The following is a 25,264-nucleotide window of genomic DNA, read 5'->3' on the forward strand; positions in this document are numbered from 1 at the left end:
CATTTAGAGAAGCTTCAAAAACCCTCTCAATGAGAGGGTTGCTTTTCTAAATCAGGATCTTGACTGGGCTCTTTCAGGGCATGAGGTAAGGTGCTTACCTGGGAAAGCTCTTCGATTGTATTATGAGAAGAGGAGACTTCGAGCTTGTCAAAAGTTCTCAAGATAGGAAGCACTCTAGCAGAAAGACTGGAAGACATATCGTTATAGCTGTGAACGGCTTGCCCTAAATGCTTGCCAACCTTATGAAAATGATCAAATAGCTTGTGCATTCTTTGATAGAGATCTTTCCCCAACCGGCCAATTTCTTGAATTTGCTTATGTATATTTTCTTGTTTCCAAACATAAGTAACTGTTTTTAATAAAGCCATTAAAGTGATGGGGCTAGATAGAATGACATTAGATTGTCCTGCATAATCTAAGAGGTCTGGTGCGCAGCGGATAGCATCATTGAATAGACTCTCTCCTGGGAGAAATAAAATCACGAATTCAGGAGATTGCTCAAATTTATCCCAATAACTTTTTGTTTTTAGCGTTTTAATGTGGTCTTTAATTTTTTTTACTAAATCAGAGGGATCTGCTTGATTATCAGTAAGGTACTCTTCGGAGAATGGAGTTTTAGCATCAATAACAAGACTACGATTCTGCGGTAAACGAATGACAATGTCTGCTCGAGAAGATGAGGTCTGGGCATCTACGGTCTGGGCACTATAATCGCAATATTTCAGCATGCCAGAAATTTCCAGGATTCTTTCTAGTTGAATTTCTCCCCATCTCCCGCGCGATCCTGGATGCTTCAGAATATTCGTGAGAGCTTGGGTTTCTCGTTCTAGCTTTTTTTCTGCTGTAAGCAACTGAGATAGTTGCTCTTTGAGAGCTCCTCGGTCTTCAGCTTGTTTCGTCTCAAACATTTCTAAATTTTGTTTGAAAGCAGATAATGTGTTGTGGACCGGAGTAAGAACAGAGGTAATCGCTTGAGTTTTTTCTGAGAAAAATTCTTGTGATTCCGCTTTGATGTCTCGAGCAAAGGCTTGGGATGCTGAAGATAACTTGTGCGAAAACTCTTCGATAAGTTGCTCTTGACTGCGGCGAGTGTCTAAAGACATTTGTAAAATGGACTTGCTATGCTCAAGATCTCGGATGGTCTCTTTTTGCAGAGAAAACTTTTTCGTAAAAATTTTAAAAGAACCGGCTATTCCTAACGAAAGCCCAAACAAAAAGAACACACCATGCGTCCAAAATGGGAGTATATGCGAAGTGTCCATATGCTAAGAAGAAGGTCTCCTATTGATAAAGCAAAAAAGAGGGGATATCACCAACACGTACAGCCAGGAAACCAGGAAAAAGACCTGGTTGAAATGATCCACTAATCCAGAAAAGAAGAGACAAGCTCCTAATCCGATGCCTAGAACCAAAAGCGAAGAGGAAACTCGAAAACGAAAGTGTTTGAGTCCAGGGAATCGCCAGGTAGAAATCATCAGGCAGCCACTCAGAAGTAACCCAAGAGAAAGAAGAAGAACACGAGCCTTTTCGGGTAGATTATTCAAGGTATCCGAAGCAAGCAAGACTCCTAGAGAGACTACGCATGCTGCTGCTGCAGGAATAGGAAGTCCTGTAAACGTGGTTGCTTTTTCTCCTGTCGCCGCGAAGAGATTATAGCGTACTAAACGAAGCACTCCACACAAAGAGTAGATAATGCAAGTAACCAGAAGGAAAGAAGAACAGAGGGTACCACCATATTCCCCGTTTAAACTTTTGATCGCGATTAAAGGAGGGGCAATGCCAAAAGTAATAGCATCTGATAAAGAATCAAAATGTGCTCCAAAAGCACTTTCTGCTTTCATGATTCGTGCAACAGCGCCATCGGAAAAATCGGCAATCATGGCGCTAATGAGAAGGAGAGAGAGTCCTTGTAAGCGGTGCATAAGTTCCAAAGAAGAGGAAGTTTTTAACACGCTTTTGAAAATAATAAAGAGCCCGCAGCAAAGACCAAAAGCCGTAATAGCATTAGGGGTCACAACTCGGCGCTTACCACGAAAATCTATTTCAATTGGATTCATATGTTTCCTGGGAATAGCGGAATTTTACTACATAACCAGAGGAGCTCTTTCTGTCTTCCTGTGAACAGACTTCTCTTCACAGTCCAAAATCTAATCTATATGAATGAAAAAGAGAGAATCTCTACTCGACATAAAACCTTCTAAAACCAAGGAGGTTGTGTGCCGCATATTTTTATGCCTTTCTTTGTAAAGCCTAAGGCCATGTTACACAAAACTTGTTTTCGGCACTACACAGAAAACCTGCAGATGGTTATGGTTATTGCGTGTTTTTCCTAAGTAAGAGAAATAGGCAAAGAGGTGAGAGGTTTCTTTTCGCAAGAAAAAAATCACCGAAAGGCGTGATTTTTTATATGGGGCATCATGCGCAAACGTTTGCTCTCGAAAAGAATTTTTTCATCATAGTTTGTGCTATTTTTCAATTGCAGGAAACGATGCTAGCTTCTATATATGGTATACAAGAGCCGAGACATTCACAATATCTTGGGTTTTTAGGGGCTCGCATACTCAAAGGATAATACTCTGATTTTAAGTGTAAGATGAAGGTTCTCTCTGCCGTTTTTTTTGTAACGGATAGGGACTATAGGCTTCTTTGCTTCAAAATAGAATAGATAATGCGTATTCAACGTTTACAAGGATAATTATGGTTGATCTACAAGAAAAGCAATGCACGATTGTTAAGCGCAATGGAATGTTTGTTCCTTTTGATCGGAACCGTATTATTCAGGCTTTAGAGGCTGCTTTTCGGGATACTCGCAGAATCGATGATCACACGCCCTTGCCAGAGGATTTAGAAAGTTCTATACGTTCCATTACACAGCAAGTCGTCAAAGAGGTGGTGCAAAAAATCTCAGATGGACAGGTCGTTACTGTGGAGCGTATCCAAGATATGGTCGAAAATCAGCTCTACATTAACGGTTTGCAAGATGTCGCTCGTGATTACATTGTGTATCGTGGTGATCGTAAAGCCCACCGGGAAAAATCTTGGCAAAGTCTTTCCGTGATTCGCCGGTGTGGAACGGTTGTTCATTTTAATCCTATGAAAATTTCTGCCGCTTTGGAAAAAGCATTTCGTGCGACGGAGCGGATCGAGGGCGTGACTCCAGATTTTGTACGAGAAGAAATCAATACGTTAACGCAAAAGATCGTCTCGGAGATCGAAGAACGCTGTGCTCAACAAGACAGTCGTATAGATATTGAGCAAATTCAGGATATTGTTGAGCAACAACTCATGGTTGTCGGGCATTATGCTATTGCTAAGAACTACATTCTTTATCGAGAAGCTCGGGCTCGAGTTCGTGATAATAGAGGAGGGGAGGACCAGACCATAGAAAAAGCTTCTTCGGAAGAGGCTTTTGACGTTCTGGGCAAAGACGGTTCTACGTATAAGATTACACACCCACAATTGTTGGCTCGGTTAGCTCGTGCTTGTAGCCGTTTCCCAGAAACAACGGATGCCGCTCTTCTTACCGATATGGCTTTCGCGAACTTCTATTCTGGTATTAAAGAGTCTGAGGTTGTGTTGGCTTGTATTATGGCGGCTCGGGCTAATATCGAAAAAGAACCAGATTACGCCTTTGTTGCTGCAGAGCTATTGCTCGATGTCGTGTACCAGGAGGCTTTAGGGCGTTCGAGAGATGCTGAAGATCTAGAACAAGCCCATCGCGAGCATTTTAAGCGGTATATTGCGGAAGGGGATGCCTATCGTCTGAATGCGGAGTTGAAAAATCTTTTTGATTTAGATGCGTTAGCTAATGCTATGGATCTATCTCGAGATCTCCAGTTTTCATACATGGGAATCCAAAATCTTTATGATCGCTATTTTAATCATCATGAAGGCCGCCGTTTAGAGACCCCACAAATTTTTTGGATGCGCGTGGCTATGGGGTTAGCATTAAATGAACAAGATAAGACTTCTTGGGCCATTACTTTTTATAATCTCCTCTCTACGTTCCGGTATACACCTGCTACGCCAACATTATTTAATTCGGGGATGAAGCACTCGCAATTAAGCTCTTGCTACCTTTCCACGGTTCAAGACGATTTGGTTAATATCTATAAAGTCATCTCCGATAATGCGATGCTCTCCAAATGGGCTGGCGGTATAGGTAATGATTGGACGGCTATTCGCGCGACGGGAGCGTTGATTAAAGGTACGAACGGAAAAAGCCAAGGAGTCATTCCTTTTATTAAGGTGACTAACGATACTGCCGTTGCAGTTAACCAAGGTGGTAAGCGTAAAGGTGCTGTGTGTGTTTACCTAGAAATCTGGCATCTTGACTACGAAGACTTCCTTGAATTGAGAAAAAATACAGGCGATGAGCGTCGGCGTGCCCACGACGTGAATACAGCAAGCTGGATACCGGATCTCTTTTTCAAGCGTTTGCAACAAAAAGGAACTTGGACGTTATTTAGTCCTGATGATGTCCCAGGGTTGCACGAGGCCTATGGAGAAGAGTTCGAGCGTCTATATGAAGAATATGAGAGAAAGGTAGACTCGGGAGAAATTCGGTTGTTTAAGAAGATCGAAGCCGAAGATCTATGGAGAAAAATGCTCAGCATGCTCTTTGAGACGGGGCATCCATGGATGACCTTTAAAGATCCTTCCAATATTCGTTCGGCTCAAGATCATAAAGGGGTTGTTCGGTGTTCGAATTTATGCACGGAAATTTTGTTAAACTGCTCGGAAACGGAAACCGCAGTTTGTAATTTAGGCTCTATCAATTTAGCCCAGCATATTTTGGATGATGGCTTGGATGAAGAAAAACTCTCAGAGACAATCTCTATAGCCGTTCGTATGTTGGATAACGTCATTGATATTAACTTTTATCCTACCAAAGAGGCTAAAGAGGCGAACCTCGCTCACCGGGCAATTGGCTTGGGAGTGATGGGCTTTCAGGACGCTTTGTATAAATTGGATATTAGTTACGCTTCCCAAGAGGCTGTGGAATTTGCAGACTATAGCTCGGAATTGATCTCTTACTATGCGATTCAAGCTTCTTGTTTGCTGGCTAAAGAACGAGGGGTGTATAGCTCCTATAAGGGGTCGAAATGGGATAGAGGGCTTCTTCCTATTGATACCATTCAGTTGCTTGCAGAGTATCGTGGCGAAGACAATTTGCAAATGGATACCTCGGCAAGAATGGATTGGGAGCCTATTCGCAGCTTGATTCGAGAGCATGGTATGCGTCATTGTCAGCTGATGGCGATAGCTCCGACAGCCACTATCTCAAACATTATAGGCGTGACTCAGTCGATCGAGCCTACGTATAAACATTTGTTTGTGAAATCTAATTTATCTGGCGAATTCACGATTCCTAACGTGTATTTAATAGAGAAGTTGAAAAAACTGGGTATCTGGGATGCCGATATGTTAGATGATCTGAAGTATTTTGATGGCTCTTTGCTGGAAATAGAGCGTATACCCGATCATTTAAAACATATTTTCTTGACGGCTTTTGAAATTGAGCCGGAATGGATTATTGAATGTGCGTCTCGAAGACAAAAATGGATTGATATGGGGCAATCTCTGAACCTTTATCTTCCTCAGCCAGATGGGAAAAAACTATCAAATATGTATCTGACGGCTTGGAAAAAGGGGCTGAAAACCACTTATTATCTCCGATCTTCATCAGCAACGACTGTAGAAAAATCTTTTGTAGATCTTAATAAAAGGGGAATTCAACCTCGTTGGATGAAAAATAAGTCTGCTTCGGCAGGAATTATTGTTGAAAGAGCAAAGACCCCCACCGTCTGTTCGTTGGAAGAGGGGTGTGAGGCATGTCAGTAGTTAAGAGTAATGTATAAAATAACAAGTATTTAACGGTTCTTATGCAAGCAGATATTTTAGATGGAAAACAGAAGCGGGTTAATCTAAATAGCAAGCGCCTAGTGAACTGCAATCAAGTCGATGTAAACCAACTTGTTCCAATTAAGTACAAATGGGCGTGGGAACACTATTTGAATGGCTGTGCAAATAACTGGCTTCCTACAGAAGTTCCTATGGGGAAAGATATCGAGTTGTGGAAATCGAATCTTCTCTCTGAAGATGAGCGGCAAGTTATTCTTTTGAATTTAGGTTTTTTTAGTACTGCAGAGAGCTTGGTCGGGAATAATATTGTTCTAGCGATCTTTAAACATGTGACTAATCCTGAAGCAAGACAATACCTTTTGAGACAAGCGTTTGAAGAGGCTGTTCACACGCATACATTTTTGTATATTTGTGAGTCTCTTGGATTAGATGAAAAAGAGATTTTTAATGCCTATAATGAGAGAGCTTCCATTAAGGCTAAAGATGATTTCCAAATGGAGATCACTGGAAAAGTTTTAGATCCAAATTTTCGTACAGACTCTATTGAAGGATTGCAGGAGTTTATTAAAAACTTAGTAGGGTATTACATCATTATGGAAGGGATTTTCTTCTATAGTGGCTTTGTGATGATCCTTTCTTTCCATAGACAAAATAAAATGATCGGGATAGGGGAGCAGTACCAATATATTCTAAGAGATGAGACGATCCATTTGAATTTTGGTATTGATCTGATCAATGGGATCAAGGAAGAGAATCCTGAGATTTGGACGAAGGAACTGCAACAGGAAATTGTGGAATTAATTCAACGTGCTGTGGATTTAGAAATCGATTATGCACGAGATTGTCTCCCTCGAGGCATCTTAGGTTTGAGAGCTTCGATGTTTATTGATTATGTGCGACATATTGCAGACCGTCGTTTGGAAAGAATTGGCTTAAAACCCATCTATCATACGAAAAATCCGTTCCCGTGGATGAGTGAAACTATTGATTTGAATAAAGAGAAGAACTTTTTTGAAACCCGAGTCACCGAGTATCAGCATGCAGCAAGTTTAACTTGGTAAGCAGATGCAGGAGACAGGCCCCAGCCATATACTGGCTGGGGCTTTTTTTTGGTTAATCATCCTCTAAAAATTTTTAAATCTTTATTTGTGTGCAGAGGTTCATTTATTTACCCGTGAATTTTTTGTATTTTTCTCATAATATTTTGTCTCCCTTTTATTAAAATTGGAAAAAGCGAGCGCCCTCTCAAGACAGTAAAGTTGCAAGGGTTAGGGTGAGAATCAGGTGCCGCCTTCCACAGACAAAGTATTTCCGTGAAACCGCAAGATTTGAAACTTCCCTATTTTTGGGAGAATCGCTGCCCAAAAATAGAAAATCGTGTGTTCTATGTTCCTAATTACTATTCTCAATACGAAAACTTTAAGGTGCCTTCTTGGCAGGAGCTTTTTGCTAATGATGGCCCTGTTTGTTGTGAGCTGTGCTCTGGGAACGGAGATTGGGTAGTAGACCAGGCTCTAAAGAATTCCTCTATCAATTGGATTGCAGTAGAAAAGCGTTTTGATCGAGTGCGTAAGATTTGGTCAAAAATGTGTAATCATAAAGTAGAAAATCTGCTTATTGTTTGTGGGGAAGCACAAACCTTTTTCGCTCATTATGTAGCAGCAGCTTCTTTCCAAAAAATTATCGTGAATTTTCCAGACCCTTGGCCGAAGTTTCGGCATCGCAAACATCGTTTATTTCAAGATGCTTTTGTTCAAGATATGGTGCGTGCTCTTGTGGCTGGAGGGCAGTTAACTCTAGCTACCGACGATCACAACTATTTGGTAAACGCAATTCAAACGATGCTTAATTATCTTTCTCCAGAGTTAGAAGCTCCCCACTATATCAACGTGAAAGACAACTACGGTGGATCTTGGTTTGAGAACTTATGGAGATCTAAGGGACAAGAAATTTTCTGCACGACATTCGTCAAAAGAGTTGGGATATAGCTGACTTGAACAGCTGACCTTCACGATGTCAACGTGACGCTCTAACCAACTGAGCTAATACCCCGTACAACTCGCATCCTTTATAAAGGAAAGGAGATCTTTTTTCAAGAGGCTTATCATGTTAAAAGGGATAGATATACTTTTCAGTAATATAATCCGGCTTTCACACGCTGTTTTTCAGCAGGTTGTCGAGCCTGGGGATGTGGTTGTGGACGCTACCGGTGGGAACGGAAAAGATTCTCTCTTCCTAGCCCGGTTATTGCAGGGGAGGGGGCGCCTAGTAGTCTATGATATCCAGCAAGAAGCTTTGGATCGAGCGAGAAATCTCTTTGAAAAGGAGTTGTCGCCCCAAGAGCGAATGATTATTACAATGAAGCATTGTTCGCATGAGTATCTTCAAGAAGAAGGCGCCAAGCTATTTCATTATAATTTAGGGTATTTACCTTGTGGAGATAAGCAAATCACTACCTGTAAAACCTCAACCATTGCTAGTCTACAAAAAGCATTACAGCTCGTTGCTCGTTCTGGAGTAGTCAGCGTTGTTTGTTACCCCGGGCATGAGGAAGGTGCTAGGGAATTGCTTTGTGTAGAGCAGCTAGCTGTGAATCTGGATCCGAGCAACTGGGATGTATGTACACACTATTCCGTAAACAGGAAGAATGCCCCGAGGCTCTTTCTTTTTAGGCGGCGCTGAGCTTAGAAACGGAAGGGGATGACGCGTACTTCTTTTTGCAAAGAGATGCCTTTTTGTTTCAGAGTTTTTTGAACGATCTCAATAAGTTCCAAAATATCAGCGGCACAGGCGTTTCCCGTATTAATCATAAAATTTCCATGTTTTTGGGATATCTGTCCGCCCCCTATGGTTAAGCCTTTTAACCCAGCTTGGTCGATCAGCGCTCCCGCAGACACGCCTTCTTCGGGATTGCGGAAAATGCAACCGGCGGAAGGGTATTCGTAGGGTTGTTTGAGGAGGCGTTCTTTGATTAAAGCTTTTGCTCGTTTAGCTGCCTGCGGATCGCGAGTCAGCTGGAACGTTGCAGAGACTATGAAAGCAGCGGTTCCTTGAAAAGGGGAGGTTCGGTAGGAAAATAGAAGTTCTTTTCTGGATAAGGAGCGTAAATTCCCCATATAATCGATGATTTCCACGCTGACAAGAGAAGAGGCTGTGTTAGCGCATGCGGTTCCAGCATTCATAAACACGGCTCCTCCAACAGTTCCTGGAATTCCTACGGCAAATTCGAGCCCTGAAAATCCTTTAGAGGAGAGTTGTTTCCCTAAAAGAGAAAAAGAAACTCCGGAAAGCACTTGAATCTGTGTAGGGGAGATAAATTTTTGTCCCTGGATATTGTTGTAGATAACCAGCCCATCGAATCCCTGGTCATGAAAAAGACAATTGGATCCCTTTCCTATGATGATGTAAGGCAGCGGTTGGGTGTGTAGAAAGGAGAAAACGGCTAGGGCTTCTTCGACAGAAGTTAACTCCTTAAAGTATCGTGCCGGCCCTCCAATACGAAAAGTAGAAAAGCGGCTGAGCGGAACAGATTTTCGAATCGGAAAGGGAAAGGTCGTGGTCATAAAGGCTCTGTAAGTCGGCTGTTAGGAGGAAGGCGATGTCGCCCAAGATAGTCGGCTGGAAACGCCACTCTTTGCCCGTTATCTTAATGTGATAGGGGGTAATACTAAAGATAAAAATAGGTTGATGGATTTAACCGCACATAGATGTGGGCTCGAAGGGAGTCTCTACATCTGGAGAATGTTGATCAAAGATGGAACCTAAAACGGAAAGAATCAGAGAACTTCCTTCTGAATAACTAAATTTTTTAATAAGGCGAGTCGTTTCCGCTATCAGAACAGCTACTGGGACAGGAGAACCTGTTTGGGGTTGCTGATACTCAAAAAGCATCATGCGAAGAATATTGCGTTCGATAATTGTCAGGTGAGAAAGGGTGGTTGTGCGAATTGTTGCGTTAAGCAAAGTATCCAGCTCCGACAGATTGGCTCGCACTGCTCTGCAAAATACCAAAGCATAGAGGACGTTTTTCTTGGAAACAGAGGCTTCGTTCATCAGTAGGCTAACCAGAGACTCCTCCCCCTCAGGATCAATTTCTAGAGCATACAATGCCTGCAAAACAATCTCGCGTAATTTTTGCTTTGGGAAAGGCCGGCTTGTGCAAATAGAAGCACAAACTCTGTCAGAAGCCATTACTGACATGATCACACCTAAAAAAAAGAGTACAATGCTTTGCACCCTACAATGCCGAAGGCTCAGCCTTTCCTCCTTTCTTAGGGTGCTAAAATGGAAGGAAGGTCTAAGTATATATTAAGCAATGATTTTTGTGAAAGAGCAGACCTTGTTATCTGGAGGAGGGGATAAACCAATATAAAAATTTTATTATAGAAAGCTTGTTTAGGAAGCTATAAAGTTCTTCTAAAAGGAAAGGAAAGAAGTTTTCAGCGCAATACTTGATAATAATCCTCATCTGTAGGTACCATGTAGCAGTCTAGAGCGGAGACATCTAGGTAACGTCTCGGATGCGAAAGATTTTTTATCCCAAAAGGAGACCCCTCCTCTTGTATTGGAGAAGGGGTTGTGGCTTTTGGACTCTCCGCTAGCGATTACTAATTTTAGCAGGGTAGATGTGGCTTTAAACCTAAAGATAAATAGGCAGATACGAGCTCCCAAGGTGCGTGTAATAGGCTCTTCGGGTGAGCAGCTAGGCATATTGAGTATAAAAGAGGCCCTAGATTTAGCCAGGGAAGCTGATTTAGACCTTGTTGAAGTTGCTTCAAACTCAGAGCCTCCCGTATGTAAGATCATGGACTACGGGAAGTATCGTTATGACATAACCAAGAAAGAAAAAGATAGTAAGAAAGCTCAGCATCAAGTGCGCATCAAAGAGGTTAAGTTAAAACCTAATATTGATGACAACGATTTTCTTACGAAAGTAAAGCAAGCTAGAGCCTTTATTGAAAAAGGAAATAAGGTAAAAGTTTCTTGTATGTTTCGGGGGCGAGAGTTGGCTTATCCCGAACACGGGCATAAAGTTGTTCAAAGGATGTGTCAGGGCTTAGAAGATGTGGGGTTTGTCGAGTCCGAACCTAAACTCAATGGCCGTTCTTTGATCTGTGTTATTGCTCCGGGAACACTAAAAACTAAGAAAAAACAGGAAAAAGTCCATGCCCAAGATGAAAAGCAATAAGTCCGTTGCGGCGCGTTTCAAGTTGACTGGTTCTGGTCAGTTAAAAAGAACTCGTCCAGGGAAAAGACACAAATTATCAAAAAGATCTTCGCAACAGAAACGCAACCTGTCTAAGCAGCCTTTAGTGGATCAAGGTCAGGTGGGCATGTATAAGCGAATGATGCTCGTTTAAAGGTAGAGGGTTTTAGATATGGTAAGAGCAACTGGTTCAGTAGCTTCTAGAGCACGTCGTAAACGTGTTTTAAAACAAGCAAAAGGATTTTGGGGAGATAGAAAGGGGCATTTCCGTCAGAGCCGGTCTTCCGTTATGCGAGCTATGGCTTTCAACTACATGCATCGGAAAGATCGTAAAGGCGATTTTCGTCGTCTTTGGATTGCTCGTTTGAATGTGGCTTCTCGAATTCATGGTCTGTCCTATAGCCGTTTAATTAACGGACTCAAGCAAGCCGGTATCAATTTGAATAGAAAGATGTTATCTGAGATGGCTATTGGTGACCCTCAAGGGTTTGCTGTAATAGCTGCTCAAGCTAAACTCGCTTTGGAAGCCGCAGTTCAGGGATAGAGTTTTATGGTCATTCAAGGGGAACTAGAGGCTGTTAAGCTACAGTTTAGTCACGACTTAAGCCTCGTACATTCTTCTAAAGATCTTTTTGATTTGAAAGTAAAGTTCCTTGGAAAGAAAGGAATTCTTCGCGGTTTTGCAGATCATCTGAGACAGTGTCCTGTGGAGCAAAAAGCAGCTGTTGGCGCCTCTATCAATGCTTGTAAGGAGTTTATTGAGGAGGGGTTACTTGAAAAAAGTCGGGTGATTTTAGCTAAAGAAGAAGCTGAAGAGTTCCTTAAGGAGAAGGTGGATATTAGTTTGCCGGGAGAGGAGATCCCTCTCGGCGGTAGGCATATCATTAAGAAAGTGCTTGATGATGTGGTAGATATCTTTGTTCGTTTTGGGTTTTGTGTCCGAGAGGCTCCGAATATTGAAAGCGAAAAGAACAACTTCTCCCTTCTCAATTTCGAGGAAGATCATCCTGCTCGACAAATGCAGGATACGTTTTATTTGGACCCAGTCACTGTCTTGCGAACGCACACATCGAACGTGCAGTCTCGGGAGTTAGCGAGAAATAAACCTCCTTTAAAGGTTGTGGCACCAGGGGAATGTTTCCGTAACGAAGACATTTCTGCGCGTTCTCATGTGATCTTCCACCAAGTGGAAGCTTTTTGTGTGGATAGGGAGTGTTCTTTTTCAGACTTGACAGCGATGTTGTCGGAGTTTTACCATATTTTCTTTGAACGTAAGGTGGAATTGCGGTACAGACATAGCTATTTCCCTTTCGTAGAGCCAGGGATCGAGGTGGATATTTCTTGCGAATGCCATGGAGCCGGGTGTTCTTTATGTAAACATTCTGGATGGCTAGAAGTTGCAGGAGCCGGGATGATTCATCCGAATGTCCTACGCAAGGCAAATATTGATCCAGAGGAATACTCTGGATATGCTTTAGGGATGGGTATAGAGCGTCTTGCGATGCTTAAGTACGGCATTTCTGATATTCGGTTGTTTAGCGAAAACGATTTACGGTTTTTGCGACAATTTTCTTAAGGAAGAATGGCAGAGCGGTTTAATGCACCTGTCTTGAAAACAGGAGACCTGAAAGGGTCCGGGGGTTCGAATCCCTCTTCTTCCGCTTTCTTTTAAGAGACTTTTTGGAGTAAGGAGCATGACTTTTATTCCAAAAAGTTTTTTTTTCTATTTGTTTTGCTGTAAATAAAATGCGTTTTTATTTTTTATTGATCGTTTTGTTTTATCAATAAATTCTTTGAAAGATAATTTATTTATAAAATAAACTAGGGGGCAATCTTAGAATAATAAAAAGACTGTTTTTCACTAGCTCTCGGGGGAGGCATGGAAAAAACTCGTAAGTTTGAAAAAGCTTTGAAAAATTTAGAGCTGCTAAAAAAATTTTCTTACGACTATTCCAGTGGAAGTGCAGAGACTTCTTCTTCTAACAAGGCTCTCTCAGAGATGAAGGATGCCCTGCATTATATAGATCACTATTTTAAGCAAGCGGGAACATTCCCTCAAAAAGATATAGATAAAGCCATTAAAGAAACGGACTTTCTTATTGCAGGAGTGCAGGATGTCTTTTCTTTTTTGGAAGATCGTAAAGAAGAGGTCTATCGTTCTTTATCCAAAGATTATCTTCATCTCAACCATACTTATGATGAAGCTCGCGAACATCTGAGTCATAAAGCCATCGAGCAACAAGAGAGCCCAGTTCTTTCTGCAGAGGCTGGGCAGGAACAAGAGGAGTTTTTAAATAATCTTGTCGAAGTGAAAAAGGATCGTTCTTACGAGCTTTTTTACATGGCGAATGAAAATAACAAACGCTTTTATTCAGATGCTTTAGCGCAAATCATTTACAAGCAAGGGAAGATTCATGAGTCTATGCATGAAAATGATCCCTTAACTAAAACAATCGTATGGAATAGTGATGAGGTAACAAAATTAGCTTCTTCTTTGGTGTATACAAACGATATGCCTATTCGTTTGTTTTATCAGAAAGCTCTCACGAATATGGGGGCAGAGCTCACGGTTCATGTGCATAATGCCCTGATGGCATTGTTTTTGGCTCGTTATGAGGCTACGGCGGTCAGCCACCAGCCTAAAAAAGAAAATATTAGCTACTTTAACGATTTTCTATATTTTTTAAGAAAAGCTACAGCTTTTCTTAAGGAAAAGGATCTTCTTGATTTACAAGACAAACAAGCGCAGTCTCTTGTCTCTTTGTTGAGCGCTAAGTTGTACGATCATAGAGTGAGTTTTGAAGAAGCAATTAATTACATTGTCTTAAATATTTCATCGAAGCTTCTTCAAGAAGACGGGAAAAAGCCTTTATCCGCAGGACAATATGTCTCTGAAATTTATGACGAGCTGCATAGATTATTCTCCAAGTACCCTAGTGGTCCGCTATTCAAGGCCATAGATAGAATGCTTGATCCCTACCTTAAGGAGTTTGATCCGATTCTTTTGGGCATTCTTCCTTGCCTTGAAGGGACAATGAGGCAAGGAGATAAGGAAATAAAAATGATTCGTACGCCAAGCCCTGTATCTCAAAGCTCTATTTTGTACGCGAACTGTAATGGAGAGTTTTTACATTTTTTGGATGCTAAAACGCGCCAAGGGGATAAGATTTTAGTTGTAAACATCCAAAATCGCTTGTCTCGTAAAGATCGTGCAAGAAGTCGTATTATCGAAGAGGCTCTACAAAATTATCCTTCTGTGTATACATGCGCATTCCCAGAGCCTGAAGATCTGTTATATGGATTAGAAAAAGTTCATGGGGAGTTAGAAACTTTTGCAGATTTCTTTTCTTTAGTACAACAAGAGTTTCTTAAGCCGAAGTCACAGGGGTTTTGTGTTCTTCCAGAAGAAACCAAACAGAGTATGACTCTTTTTTTAGAAAGCATTGTTCCATCTTTGAAAGATATATTTTTTTCAAAAAAGAAAATTCTATTCAAAAATGACAAAATTTTGCTTTTGCATCTTATCTATTACTTTATCGTTTTTAATTTGATTGAACAGCTGGACTCGAACACGTTGATGGTGATGTCTAAGGACGGTTTAGATTATGCCTCTGTTTTTGTTGCTGGTTTTGCATTTTTTGAAGACCGGGGAAGTTGGGACGAGAATAGCCTGAAACTGATGGTAGCAAAAATATTAGCTCCAACATTAGTAGCCAGAGATAGACTCGTATTTGCTCCACATATAGAACTCTTCAGTAAGTTTTTGAACTGTTTAAGAAAGAATCGGCATAATTTGAAAGCTCTCCGAGCATTCTTTTCTTATGACTTAGAACAGTGGAAATTTTCTGGTATTTAAGCGAGCCTCCGGTACGCATAAAGAGTGACTAAAAGCATAACTCCTGCAGGGATAAACATAACTTGAAGAGGCGGTAACACGCTATTATTGGCAAGAACCATTCCAGCTTTTAGAAAGACGAAAAAAATATTGATCGTCCCCAAGGGAACTAAGTAGGCCCAGGTAACCTTGGGAAGCCGATGAAAGCGTAAGCAGAGGTAAGCGGATAGTATTACAGCTGCTATGCAAAGCAAGGGAGAGATTACCATATAGTAAAACAGCGTAAGCAAAGATAGAATGCGTTGTGGAACTGTTGTTAAAAGCCCAAATTTAGCTGCATGCCAAGGAATGGCTTGTAAGAAAGCAGAGAAGCTGCAGTCCCTTCCTGTTATGAAAATTTTGGAAAAAGGGTTGTCGTAATAGCTAAACTCTAATTCTGGGAACTCCTTCATATCAAAAAATTGAGTCAACGATACTTCATGATTTTCGTTTTCGGAAAAATAAGAGACCTCAAGCCCAATAGGCAGAGATGGGGTGGTAAAAGCCAGTTTTTTGATGGCATAAATTGTTTTGGGGCCCTTAATCCAAAAAACATTATCTAGAGTTGCAGCTTTACGATTAATAGAAGAAAAGATCAGAACTGTCTGATCTTTCAGATAGAGCGCAGGAATTTTTTCTTGGGCTTTTTCCAAGGTCCCTTTGTCCATATGCTCTTTGGTAACCGAAATTTTTTCGCAAATAGGATGGAGCCATTGGAAATTTGCATAAAGGAGAAGAGTAATTATAGCCCCAGAGGTAATTAAAGGGCGGACTAACGTTTTCAGCCCAAGCCCTGAGGCTTGTAATAAAAGAACTTCTCGTTTGCTTTGCATGGAAAACAGAGTGATTGTAGTAGCAATCGCTACAAGTTGTGGGAGAATAAACTCGGCTTTCAAAGAGATTTGGGAGAGATAGTAAAGCAAGGAAAGTTGTAAAGGGGCTCCGGCAATAGCGGTCTTTCCTTCGCGGAAAGCATGCAGCGAATGGTGGATAGATGCATAAAAGATAACCGCCAAGAAAAATAAAGAGGAAAGAGAGCCCCAAAAGCGAAAAAGAAGATAGCGTTTCCAGATAGCCATATCTAAGCATGTCCTTGATTTTCTTTATAGATTCGCCAAGAAAAAATCAGCCACGAGAGTATCTGAGGAAAAAGGAAAAGCATTATGGCTGAAATAGGGTGGGAAGTATTTTTCCCAACGATAAGAAAGACAAGATTGAGTATGGGAAATAGCGCGTAGATGAGAATGGGTTTGTGAAAACGAGGCTTGTAAGTTCCCATGGCTAATCCGGCAAAAGTCATAGTGCTGCATAATAATCCTATGGCAATCCGGCGGAGTATTTCTGCAAGATGCAAGCGAAAGTCTTGGATTAATTGCTTCCAAGGCAAATAATCTACGCGAGCTTTCATGTAAGATTTTCCAGCAAATAACGTAGCTGTAACTTTGGGGATGAGAAGCTCATCTAAAGTTTCCAGATAGAACTCATTGGGATTAGATGTGCGAGCTTCTGAAAAGAGAGGGACTTTAGAAATCACTAAAACGTTTTTTGCTTGGACAGAATCTTTGTTCACATCTGGGATAATGGTTTCAACGAATCCTATGTTGGATATCTCCTGGTTATGTTTTAAGGCAATAATTACATTATCAAATTTGCTTTTCCCGCAGTGATCTATCGCAATGAAAATGCGATCATTTTCTTTTTTTTGCAGAGTTTGTAGTAAAAGAGCGGGGGATGTCATAGCGATATTCGCAATTTCTTTCCCCGTTTGAAAACGGCAGATAGAAGCGAGTTCTGAGCATGTATAGAAATTGATACAACACAGAATCCCAGAGGCTATTAAAACGGGGAAAATAATAATTCCCTGAGAAGCTCCCGAAGCTTTTAAAAAGGTAATTTGGTTATTGTCGGAAAGTTTGCGAAATAAAGTGAACGCCGAAATAAAGCACGAAGCAGGGAGGATAAATGGCAGCAGATAAGGAATCTGGTAAGCGGTGACTTTAAAGACGGTAGCATAGGGCACATCCTTAGCAATATAGCTAACGATTTCTTGTAAGGAGCTAATAATAGAAATGCAGATTAGGCTAAGCGTACAGAAGGTGGTTGTTTTTAAATAACGGAAAATGAGAACTTTCCATAGAATAGGCATGGCAATTTCGCAACAAAAATCAGTTAAACGTTTTAGTTAATAAAACTATGAGCATAGAACAATCTTGTAAATCTGTGGATAGTTAAGAACGATGTTATGATAACCCGTTTATTCGAGAATGATAAGCAATTAGAAGTTTTTTTTTCCTCTTTAGACAAGAAAAAAAAATACTTATTGGCGCTGTCAGGGGGAAGTGATTCTTTATTACTAATGTATTTGCTGAAGTCGCGAGCCTTTTCTTTTACTGCCGTACATGTCGATTATGGATGGAGAGAGACTTCTTATCAGGAAGCTTGTGATTTAGCTTCTTTATGTGAGCAAGAACAGGTTCCGTTTATTTTAGATCGCCAGGAAGCATCAAATCCCAAGGATTGCTGTGATATGGAAAACGCTGCTCGGCAATACCGTTACGAGTTATTTTACCGATTGTGTAAAGAACAACACTTTGCGGGAGTATTTCTTGGTCATCACGCAGATGACCAGGCAGAAACCGTTTTAAAACGGGTCTTTGAAGGGGCGCATCTCGGAAGCCTTAAAGGAATGGCGCAACGTGGAATGTATAAAGGGATCTCTTTATTGAGACCTCTTTTACATATTTCTAAGAAACTCATTGTGAAAGCTCTTGATGACTGTCAAGTGAAGTATGTTCGGGATATTACGAATTTTGATGAGCGATTTTTGCGTGCACGAATGCGCGAACGATTGTTCCCTGATCTACAAGAAGTGTTTGGGAAAAATATTCGACAGCCGCTGCTCTCCTTAGCGGAAGATTCTGCAGAGCTTCGAGAATTTTTAGATCAGCAAGCTGCTCTCTTTTTGTCACAAGTTGTTGATCATGAGGCTGGGCTGTGTTTACCGGTGGGTCAGGAGTTATTACGAACAGCATTTTTAACTAAATGGGTGTGCAAACAGTTTTTTTTCAGCCAAGGACTTGTTGCTTCAAGGGGTTTTTTGCAAACGGTTTATGATCATCTTGTGCGTGGGTCTGAGGCGAGATTACGACTGCGTCATCGTACGGTATTGGTAAAAGCTAGGGGAGTAATCATAGAAAGTATATATTGATAGTGTTTTCAGAGCTTTCATAGTATGGTTCAACAGATTGCTGAAAGAAAAACACTTCTTGTTTTTTATCTCTACAAGTAGAGGTTTATAAACAAAATAATAAAATATTTTGATATATTGAATAATTATCTGCCTGTTTGATTAGCATTGTAGTGAGTTTTATGGCTAAAGATAAAAAAATAAATCCAGAATCCAAAAAAAGTTTTCCTACTGCTTTTTTCTTTCTTTTATTCGGAGTGATTTTTGGCGTAGTCACAGTCCAAAACTTTTTCTCTGCTAAAAAAGCTTCGGTGGGCTTCAGCCATCAACTCGAACATCTTGTAAACCTCAAGTTGCTTATTCCAGAAGAGAGCCGCAAGACAGCTTTAAATGATAATTTAGTGTCATTTAGTGGGCGTTTCCGAGAGGCGGTTCCGGCAGAAGGCCAGATGCGGTATCAATATCTTGATCTTATTGACCGTAAGCATCAGACAGATTTTGAGTTGGAAGAAGCCAATAAGTCCTTGTCAGTTTTAGCCAAAGAAGTTCGTCATGCGATTACTTGGTTCTCTGCTATTTCTGGAATGCCTATTCCTGAATCAGGATATACAATTTCTCCTCGAACAGATGTAGGGATTTCAGTTTTAGAGCCTTTAGTTGTCTACGGGCCTGTAGACCCTCAAATTGTAAATCTTTCCGCCTTGGAAGATCGTGTGCGCTCTTTACCTAGATCTACGGAAAGTCTTAAAGTTTTTGGGTCTGACTTATATGCATTGGTTGGAAAATATCTTTCGCCCGCTTTAGGCATTGGCTCTGAATCCTTAAAAAAAGAAATTAAAGATTTACATCAGCAGGTAGAAAATTCTTTAACACAGATTATAGATGGGGATCGGGCGATTGCTTTGTATAAAACGGTCCTTGAGACTTTACATAGAATTTCTGTGTCGTTGGTTTCTCCAGAAGAGGGAGCTCTTTTTAATCAATTGCGTTCCGTACGGCTATACCGAGAGGATTTCAATAGATTAGTCAAGCTTTTGGGAGAAAGAGAGGAAATTCAAGCCCAGCTTGATAAGTTGCGTAGCGAATTGACCCAAGCTGTTTGGTATTTCAATAATCAAGAGCTGTCTTCGCGAGCTTTAGAAAAGCAAGATCCCGAAGTTTTTGGTAGATGGTTTGAAGGGGCTAAGCAAGAATGGGTTGCATTCCCTGCTAATAAATCTTTGTCTTTCAGAGCTCCGGATCAGCCTAGAAATTTGGTTTTAGAAAAAACATTTAGAAGTGAAGAGCCTACCCCGCACTACTCTGGGTATCTATTTACTTTTATGCCGATTATCTTGGTGTTGCTATTCATCTACTTTATCTTTTCTCGTCAGGTAAAGGGCATGAATGGTTCAGCCATGTCCTTTGGGAAGTCTCCTGCACGATTGTTAACAAAAGGGCAGAATAAAGTAACTTTTGCTGATGTAGCGGGGATAGAAGAGGCAAAGGAAGAGCTTGTTGAGATTGTGGATTTCTTAAAAAATCCTACTAAATTTACAAGCTTAGGAGGGCGCATCCCTAAAGGGATTCTTCTTATAGGGGCTCCAGGAACAGGAAAGACTTTGATTGCTAAAGCTGTTGCTGGTGAAGCAGATCGTCCGTTCTTCTCTATAGCTGGGTCCGATTTCGTTGAAATGTTTGTTGGAGTAGGGGCGAGTAGAATTCGCGATATGTTTGAGCAGGCTAAGCGAAATGCTCCCTGCATCATCTTTATCGATGAAATTGATGCGGTTGGACGTCATCGTGGAGCTGGTATTGGAGGGGGACATGATGAAAGGGAGCAGACTTTAAACCAGTTGTTGGTGGAAATGGATGGATTTGGGACAAACGAGGGAGTTATCCTAATGGCCGCAACCAACCGTCCAGATGTGTTAGATAAGGCTTTGTTGCGTCCGGGACGATTCGATCGCCGTGTTGTTGTGAATCTTCCTGATATTAAAGGTCGTTTTGAGATTCTTTCGGTTCATGCCAAACGTATTAAACTAGATCCCACGGTAGATCTCATGGCTGTTGCGCGTAGTACGCCTGGAGCGTCGGGCGCTGATTTAGAAAATCTTCTGAATGAAGCAGCATTATTGGCCGCCAGAAAAGATCGCACTGCGGTTACTGCTATTGAGGTTGCCGAGGCGAGAGATAAGGTTCTTTATGGTAAAGAACGGCGTAGTTTGGAGATGGATGCTCAAGAGAAAAAGACAACAGCCTATCATGAGTCCGGACATGCTATTGTAGGGCTTTGCGTTGAGCATTCAGATCCAGTGGATAAAGTCACAATCATTCCTAGAGGCCTGTCCTTAGGAGCCACGCATTTTCTTCCAGAAAAAAATAAATTAAGTTATTGGAAAAAAGAGCTTTACGATCAGCTGGCGGTGCTTATGGGAGGTCGGGCTGCTGAGCAAATTTTTCTAGGAGATGTTTCTAGTGGAGCGCAACAGGATATTGCTCAAGCAACGAAGATTGTACGCAGTATGATTTGTGAGTGGGGAATGAGCGATCATTTAGGAACTGTGGCTTACGATGAACGTTCTGATACAGCGCCTACTGGATATGGAACTTATCATGAAAAAAATTATTCGGAAGAGACGGCTAAAGCTATTGATAATGAACTCAAAACGCTGTTAGATGCTGCGTATCAAAGAGCTCTAGATATCATTAATAGTCATAAGGAAGAGTTGGAGCTTATGACTCAGATGTTAATGGAATTTGAAACATTAGACTCAAAAGATGTTAAAGAAATTATGGACCATTCTTGGGATTCTGAGAAGAAGCGCGCGCGTATGAAGGAAGAAGGGATGCTGTATAAAAAAGTGTCCGAAGATCTTCCTCCGCCTCCTCCTCAAGAAAATGTGCAGGATGGGACCGGGTTGAAGTTCAATACCACTACATAATTTCAAAGAGTAGCCGTTAAAATAAAAGAGAGAGTCCTAAAGACTCTCTCTTTTTTTTGCTTCGAATAGAACTGTAACGGACTACACAAAGTCTTAAAGAAAAGGGGGGGTAAGCAACTGCTCTTTAAACAAGAAGAGCTTACCCTTCCAATGTTGCCTTATGGCTGAGCTTAAGCTGTCCTTTTTCATTAATGCTAAGCAGTTTAACGGCAAGCATGTCTCCTTCTTTAACAACATCTGCCGTATTCTCTACTTTTTGTTTAGACAACTCAGAAATATGACAAAGCCCCTCTTTACCTGGAAGGACCTCTACGAATGCTCCAAAGGTCGTGACGGAGGTTACACGGCCATTATAAATCTTGCCAACCTCAACTTCTCCGGTTAATCCTTCAATAAGCTCTTTTGCTTTGTTGATGGATTCTTGGGTGCTTGCAGCTATGCTAATGATCCCATTATCGTTGATGTCAACCTGGGCTCCAGATCGCTCGATAATCTGACGGATCTGTTTTCCTCCGGGGCCTATGACTGTCGCAATCTTGGAAGTATTGATCTGCATGGTTTCAATACGAGGAGCGTATTTGGAAATAGCCCCTTTAGGGGAAGACATTACCTGCATCATAAGATTCAGAATATGGGAGCGTCCCTGCTTAGCTTGGGCCAGCGCTTGCTCCATGACCTGATGCGTAATCCCTTCTACTTTGATATCCATTTGAAAAGCTGTGATACCATCTACAGTTCCAGCGACTTTAAAGTCCATGTCTCCTAGATGATCTTCTATTCCTGAGATATCAGACAGAATAATAGCTTGATCTTGATCCAAGATTAACCCCATGGCAATACCTGCTACAGGAGCCTTAATTGGTACTCCTGCATCCATAAGAGCAAGGCATCCTCCGCACACAGAAGCCATAGAAGAAGAGCCATTGGATTCCGTAATATTCGACTCCACCCGAATTGTATAGGGGAAGCGAGATGTTTCAGGAAGGACGTGGCTCAAAGCTTTTTCAGCGAGCTTTCCGTGACCGATTTCTCGTCTTCCTGGGGAACCGATTCTACCCACTTCTCCTACAGAGAAGGGTGGGAAGAAATATTGTAGATAAAATCGAGCCGCACCATCTCCATTTAAATCTTCAAACCGTTGCGCCATGTTTTCTCCGCCAAGCGTACACACGGCCATGCTTTGTGTCTCTCCGCGAGTAAACAAACAGCTCCCGTGGGTTCGTGGAAGAAAAGAAGGCTCTATGGAAATTGGGCGAATTTCTGTTGTATTTCGTCCGTCTACGCGAATGCCGAGATCCTTAATCAGAGCTCGCATTTGATTGGATTTTGCATTTTTAAAAGCAGCTTTCACGTTCAATAGAGAAAAATCACCCTCTTCTTGAACCAAGTTTGTAACAACGGCTTCTTCTAATTCTTTCGAAGCCTGTTCTAAAGCTTCTTTATCTCTAAGTGAAAGGGCTTTTGCGAATTTCTCTTTAATGAAATCCGAAACTACATTTTGCACATCTTCCGGCAAATCAAGAACAGCCGAAAATTGCTTCTCTTTACCAATAGCTTTTTGCCAAGCTTCAATAGCATTGCAGATCTTAGCTATATATACTTGCCCGAAACTGATCGCTTCTAAAACTTGCTCTTCCGTCAAAAAGTCACAATGTCCCTCGATCATTAGTACTGCAGAAGCTGTTCCTGCCATAACGAGATCAAGTTTTGAAGCATCCAGCTCATCTTTAGTTGGGTTAATTACCCATTTTCCTCCGACAAGACCTACACGTACTCCTGCAACAATGCAATTTTGAGGGACCTCTGAAATGGCTAAGGCTGCAGAAGCTCCACAGATAGCCAAGGGATCCGGTAAAGTTTTGCCATCATAAGACCATACATAAGACAGAATTTGAATATCCTGCATGAGTCTATTTGGGAAAGATGGGCGCAAAGAGCGATCTATCAGTCGAGAAACAAGAATTTCTTTCTCGGAAGGTCGTCCTTCACGTTTCAAGAATCCTCCTGAGGTTTTCCCTGCAGAAGAAAATTTCTCCTGATAATCTACTCTGAAAGGGAGAAAATCTACAGCCTCAGATAAAGAGGCTGCGCACGCTGACGAAAAAACCCAAGTTTCGTTCATTTTGACGAGAACAGCTCCATCGGCCTGGCGAGCTATTTTCCCTGTTTCAAAAATTAATGTTTTATCTTTGTCTAATGTAACAGAAAAAGTCTCAAAAGCCATGGAGTTGTCCTAAAAACAAAATCGGATATTATTTTCTCAAATTAAGGCGAGCAATTAGATTTTTATATCTTTCAGTATCAGTAGAATTTAAGTACTCTAAGAGCTTTCTTCTCTGCCCTACTAACTTTAGCAAAGCTAAGCGAGAATTTTGATCTTTAGGAGATCTTTTAAGGTGCTCCTTGAGTTCCGTGATGTGTTCAGTCAGGATGGCAATTTGCACATCTGCTGAACCTGTGTCTTTTTCATGAAGTTGAAATTTTTTAGTAATTTCTTCTTTAGTGCCCTTATCCAAAGACATTCGATGTCTCCTTAAATACAAAAATGCCGTAATGGCCGATTATACCTAAGATGTTTGTTAATGTACATCTTTTGCTAGAGTAAGAAGTTTTTTTTCTTAGAGAAGTGAAAAGTAGAACTGTGATTAGGTTGTTTGTAGTATCTTATGAACGCTTTTTGATGAAGAAAATGCTCATGAATTCTTAAAAAGTTTTTTAGTTGGTTGTAGTTCATTTTATGTGTATAGAAAAAGATTTATTTTTCATGAAACATGCTCTAGACGAGGCTAGAAAGGCATATGAACGAGATGAAGTTCCTGTCGGCTGTGTCATCGTTCATGAGGGTGTGATTATCGCTAGAGGGCACAATAGTGTAGAACAATTACAAGATCCAACGGCACATGCAGAAATGATTTGTATTAGTGCTGCGGCAGAATATTTACAAAATTGGAGACTGAAAGATACCACCTTGTATTGCACGTTAGAGCCCTGTCTTATGTGTGCTGGGGCGATTCAGTTGGCGCGGATTACTAGAATTGTCTGGGGGGCACCAGATCTACGTTTAGGAGCTGGTGGAAGCTGGGTAAATGTTTTTTTAGAAAAGCATCCTTTCCATCAAGTAGAGTGTTGTGCCGGTGTATGCCATCAAGAATCTGAGCGGTTGATGAAAAACTTTTTTTTAGAAAAAAGAAAGGCAAAAAATGAAAAATAAAATTTTTGAACTGCTTAATCACCTATATGCAGATCAGGAACAACGGTTGATGGCTTTGGGAACAAGTCGAATTCCCGGATTAACAAAAGAAGATCTTTTGCAACCGATGGATTATGATGAACTAGAGGGAGATCCTCAGTTTCGATTTGAGGAAGGCGTTTTGAATGGAATTGGGGAGGCTAGAGCCGCTTTGTACTCCTTTTTTTCTGATCAAGAAGCCTCTAAGAAGCCTGTTATCGATAAAGACCTCGATAAGGATTCGGAAGGTTTTCTTGGTAGCAAAAGAAGACTGCCAGAGCCATAGACAGCACCGAACCGAGTAGGGCAGCATAAGCTCCAGAAAGGATAAGAATAAGAAAATAGAAATGCAGAAGTAAAACTAAACTCCATTTTCTAGACAAAGAAATGGGGAAAAAGGGGAGCGTAAGTCTCTTTTCTGGATCAAGAAAAACGCGAACAATGAGAAGGGCGCAGATCAAACTCTCTGGGCCGAAGAAAGCTTGGGAGCTGCCAATTAACCATAGGAAGGCCCAGATACTCATCCCAACCACGCCTACTTGAGTGGTAAGTAGAAAGACAAAGCGGCTCATTCCCATTTTTCGTATAATCGCATCCGTAGCCTTATAAAAGAGAATAAAATCTAGAGTATTGCGCATGAGTAGGCGTTGCGTGATTTCCAGGCTTTGGGAATCGTTAAGGTTTAGCGTATCGGCTGTAACAAGGGGATAGGTAACCCATTGCCAAAAATGATGTTGACTGATGCCTTTTACAGAGAGAGCTAACCACTCTATAGGCCCTTGCATTTGAAAAAAATATTGTAGGAAAAATGCTATAAAGGGCGCGGAGCAAGAAGTCGCCAGCACTAAAAGAGGGAGCCGTTTAAGAGCCCTACCTAATAAGGGTGTTTTTGTATATTTGTCAGGAAAGATAACTCTCATGAAGGAGAGGCCTTTTTACAAAAGTGTTTATAATAGGCCCTATTATCTAGGCTAAGTTT

22 protein-coding genes and 2 tRNA genes are annotated in these 25,264 nt (G+C 41.2%); 14 read left to right on the plus strand and 10 right to left on the minus strand.

The window, feature by feature from the left end; all coding sequences use genetic code 11:
• Positions 1-26 precede the first annotated feature (26 nt).
• Together B6E89_RS04535 and B6E89_RS04540 are read right to left on the minus strand one after the other, a co-directional pair.
• Positions 27-1,262, minus strand: coding sequence for a DNA recombination protein RmuC (locus tag B6E89_RS04535; protein ID WP_080124567.1), 1,236 nt, complete (start codon positions 1,260-1,262; stop codon positions 27-29).
• 3 nt (positions 1,263-1,265) lie between these two features.
• Positions 1,266-2,057: a CDP-alcohol phosphatidyltransferase family protein gene (locus B6E89_RS04540; RefSeq protein ID WP_035407797.1), complete on the minus strand. Its 792-nt coding sequence runs from the start codon at positions 2,055-2,057 to the stop codon at positions 1,266-1,268.
• 640 nt (positions 2,058-2,697) lie between these two features.
• Between B6E89_RS04540 and B6E89_RS04550 the strand changes: the two genes are divergently transcribed.
• The 3 genes from B6E89_RS04550 (at position 2,698) to B6E89_RS04560 (ending at position 7,853) form a co-directional block, all read left to right on the plus strand.
• Positions 2,698-5,844, plus strand: coding sequence for a ribonucleoside-diphosphate reductase subunit alpha (locus tag B6E89_RS04550; protein ID WP_080123299.1), 3,147 nt, complete (start codon positions 2,698-2,700; stop codon positions 5,842-5,844).
• 41 nt (positions 5,845-5,885) lie between these two features.
• Positions 5,886-6,926, plus strand: coding sequence for a ribonucleotide-diphosphate reductase subunit beta (locus B6E89_RS04555; RefSeq protein WP_035407803.1), 1,041 nt, complete (start codon positions 5,886-5,888; stop codon positions 6,924-6,926).
• Between the two features lie 252 nt (positions 6,927-7,178).
• Positions 7,179-7,853, plus strand: coding sequence for a tRNA (guanine(46)-N(7))-methyltransferase TrmB (locus B6E89_RS04560; protein WP_080133221.1), 675 nt, complete (start codon positions 7,179-7,181; stop codon positions 7,851-7,853).
• Here B6E89_RS04560 and B6E89_RS04565 read toward each other — a convergent pair.
• Positions 7,844-7,917 (minus strand) — tRNA-Val (locus B6E89_RS04565). The two genes, B6E89_RS04560 and B6E89_RS04565, sit on opposite strands and share 10 nt — an antisense overlap.
• A gap of 51 nt (positions 7,918-7,968) precedes the next feature.
• Between B6E89_RS04565 and mnmM the strand changes: the two genes are divergently transcribed.
• Entirely contained in the window at positions 7,969-8,547 is a 579-nt protein-coding gene (gene mnmM, locus B6E89_RS04570) for a tRNA 5-(aminomethyl)-2-thiouridylate-methyltransferase MnmM (protein ID WP_080121752.1), read from the plus strand.
• 2 nt (positions 8,548-8,549) lie between these two features.
• On the opposite strand, the gene murB is transcribed toward mnmM, so the two are convergent.
• Both murB and nusB read right to left on the minus strand, forming a co-directional pair.
• Positions 8,550-9,428, minus strand: coding sequence for a UDP-N-acetylmuramate dehydrogenase (gene murB, locus B6E89_RS04575; RefSeq protein ID WP_080133222.1), 879 nt, complete (start codon positions 9,426-9,428; stop codon positions 8,550-8,552).
• A gap of 130 nt (positions 9,429-9,558) precedes the next feature.
• Positions 9,559-10,065, minus strand: a complete 507-nt coding sequence (gene nusB, locus B6E89_RS04580; RefSeq protein WP_080121817.1) for a transcription antitermination factor NusB — start codon at positions 10,063-10,065, stop codon at positions 9,559-9,561.
• A 427-nt stretch (positions 10,066-10,492) separates the two neighbouring features.
• On the opposite strand from nusB, the gene infC reads away from it, so the two are divergent.
• From infC to B6E89_RS04610, 6 genes are all read left to right on the plus strand, one after another.
• Positions 10,493-11,053 (plus strand): translation initiation factor IF-3, encoded by a 561-nt coding sequence (gene infC, locus B6E89_RS04585; protein WP_035407931.1) that lies wholly within the window; start codon positions 10,493-10,495, stop codon positions 11,051-11,053.
• Entirely contained in the window at positions 11,031-11,225 is a 195-nt protein-coding gene (rpmI, locus tag B6E89_RS04590; protein WP_009872221.1) for a 50S ribosomal protein L35, read from the plus strand. Before infC ends, rpmI begins: the two co-directional genes overlap by 23 nt.
• Positions 11,226-11,243: 18 nt before the next feature.
• Positions 11,244-11,615: a 50S ribosomal protein L20 gene (rplT, locus tag B6E89_RS04595; protein WP_035407811.1), complete on the plus strand. Its 372-nt coding sequence runs from the start codon at positions 11,244-11,246 to the stop codon at positions 11,613-11,615.
• Positions 11,616-11,621: 6 nt separating this feature from the next.
• Positions 11,622-12,647 (plus strand): phenylalanine--tRNA ligase subunit alpha, encoded by a 1,026-nt coding sequence (gene pheS, locus B6E89_RS04600; protein ID WP_035407814.1) that lies wholly within the window; start codon positions 11,622-11,624, stop codon positions 12,645-12,647.
• Positions 12,648-12,732, plus strand: a tRNA-Ser gene (locus B6E89_RS04605).
• A gap of 218 nt (positions 12,733-12,950) precedes the next feature.
• Positions 12,951-14,927 (plus strand): calcium-binding protein, encoded by a 1,977-nt coding sequence (locus B6E89_RS04610; protein WP_080133223.1) that lies wholly within the window; start codon positions 12,951-12,953, stop codon positions 14,925-14,927.
• Here B6E89_RS04610 and B6E89_RS04615 read toward each other — a convergent pair.
• Complete coding sequence (locus B6E89_RS04615; RefSeq protein ID WP_035407821.1) at positions 14,924-16,024, minus strand: LptF/LptG family permease; 1,101 nt, start codon at positions 16,022-16,024, stop codon at positions 14,924-14,926. The two genes, B6E89_RS04610 and B6E89_RS04615, sit on opposite strands and share 4 nt — an antisense overlap.
• Positions 16,025-16,026: 2 nt before the next feature.
• A complete protein-coding gene (locus B6E89_RS04620) occupies positions 16,027-17,091 on the minus strand; it encodes an LptF/LptG family permease (RefSeq protein ID WP_035407824.1) in 1,065 nt (354 codons plus the stop codon).
• A gap of 96 nt (positions 17,092-17,187) precedes the next feature.
• Between B6E89_RS04620 and tilS the strand changes: the two genes are divergently transcribed.
• Together tilS and ftsH are read left to right on the plus strand one after the other, a co-directional pair.
• Positions 17,188-18,153: a tRNA lysidine(34) synthetase TilS gene (gene tilS / locus B6E89_RS04625; protein WP_080133224.1), complete on the plus strand. Its 966-nt coding sequence runs from the start codon at positions 17,188-17,190 to the stop codon at positions 18,151-18,153.
• A 161-nt stretch (positions 18,154-18,314) separates the two neighbouring features.
• A complete protein-coding gene (ftsH, locus tag B6E89_RS04630; protein ID WP_080133225.1) occupies positions 18,315-21,056 on the plus strand; it encodes an ATP-dependent zinc metalloprotease FtsH in 2,742 nt (913 codons plus the stop codon).
• Between the two features lie 139 nt (positions 21,057-21,195).
• On the opposite strand, the gene pnp is transcribed toward ftsH, so the two are convergent.
• The gene (pnp, locus tag B6E89_RS04635; RefSeq protein ID WP_080124019.1) at positions 21,196-23,280 is read right to left on the minus strand and encodes a polyribonucleotide nucleotidyltransferase; all 2,085 of its coding nucleotides are present in this window, start codon (positions 23,278-23,280) and stop codon (positions 21,196-21,198) included.
• Positions 23,281-23,308: 28 nt separating this feature from the next.
• Complete coding sequence (gene rpsO, locus B6E89_RS04640; protein WP_009872230.1) at positions 23,309-23,578, minus strand: 30S ribosomal protein S15; 270 nt, start codon at positions 23,576-23,578, stop codon at positions 23,309-23,311.
• A 215-nt stretch (positions 23,579-23,793) separates the two neighbouring features.
• Here rpsO and tadA point away from each other — a divergent pair, with 215 nt between their 5' ends.
• Both tadA and B6E89_RS04650 read left to right on the plus strand, forming a co-directional pair.
• Positions 23,794-24,267 (plus strand): tRNA adenosine(34) deaminase TadA, encoded by a 474-nt coding sequence (gene tadA / locus B6E89_RS04645; RefSeq protein WP_035407836.1) that lies wholly within the window; start codon positions 23,794-23,796, stop codon positions 24,265-24,267.
• Positions 24,257-24,571, plus strand: coding sequence for a hypothetical protein (locus tag B6E89_RS04650; protein ID WP_080121758.1), 315 nt, complete (start codon positions 24,257-24,259; stop codon positions 24,569-24,571). The genes tadA and B6E89_RS04650 overlap by 11 nt, the downstream gene beginning before the upstream one ends.
• On the opposite strand, the gene B6E89_RS04655 is transcribed toward B6E89_RS04650, so the two are convergent.
• Positions 24,501-25,205 (minus strand): hypothetical protein, encoded by a 705-nt coding sequence (locus B6E89_RS04655; protein WP_080129210.1) that lies wholly within the window; start codon positions 25,203-25,205, stop codon positions 24,501-24,503. The genes B6E89_RS04650 and B6E89_RS04655 overlap by 71 nt on opposite strands.
• Positions 25,206-25,264: the final 59 nt, after the last annotated feature.

The organism is Chlamydia suis (assembly GCF_900169085.1).
In the GTDB taxonomy this organism is placed as follows: Bacteria; Chlamydiota; Chlamydiia; order Chlamydiales; family Chlamydiaceae; genus Chlamydia; species Chlamydia suis.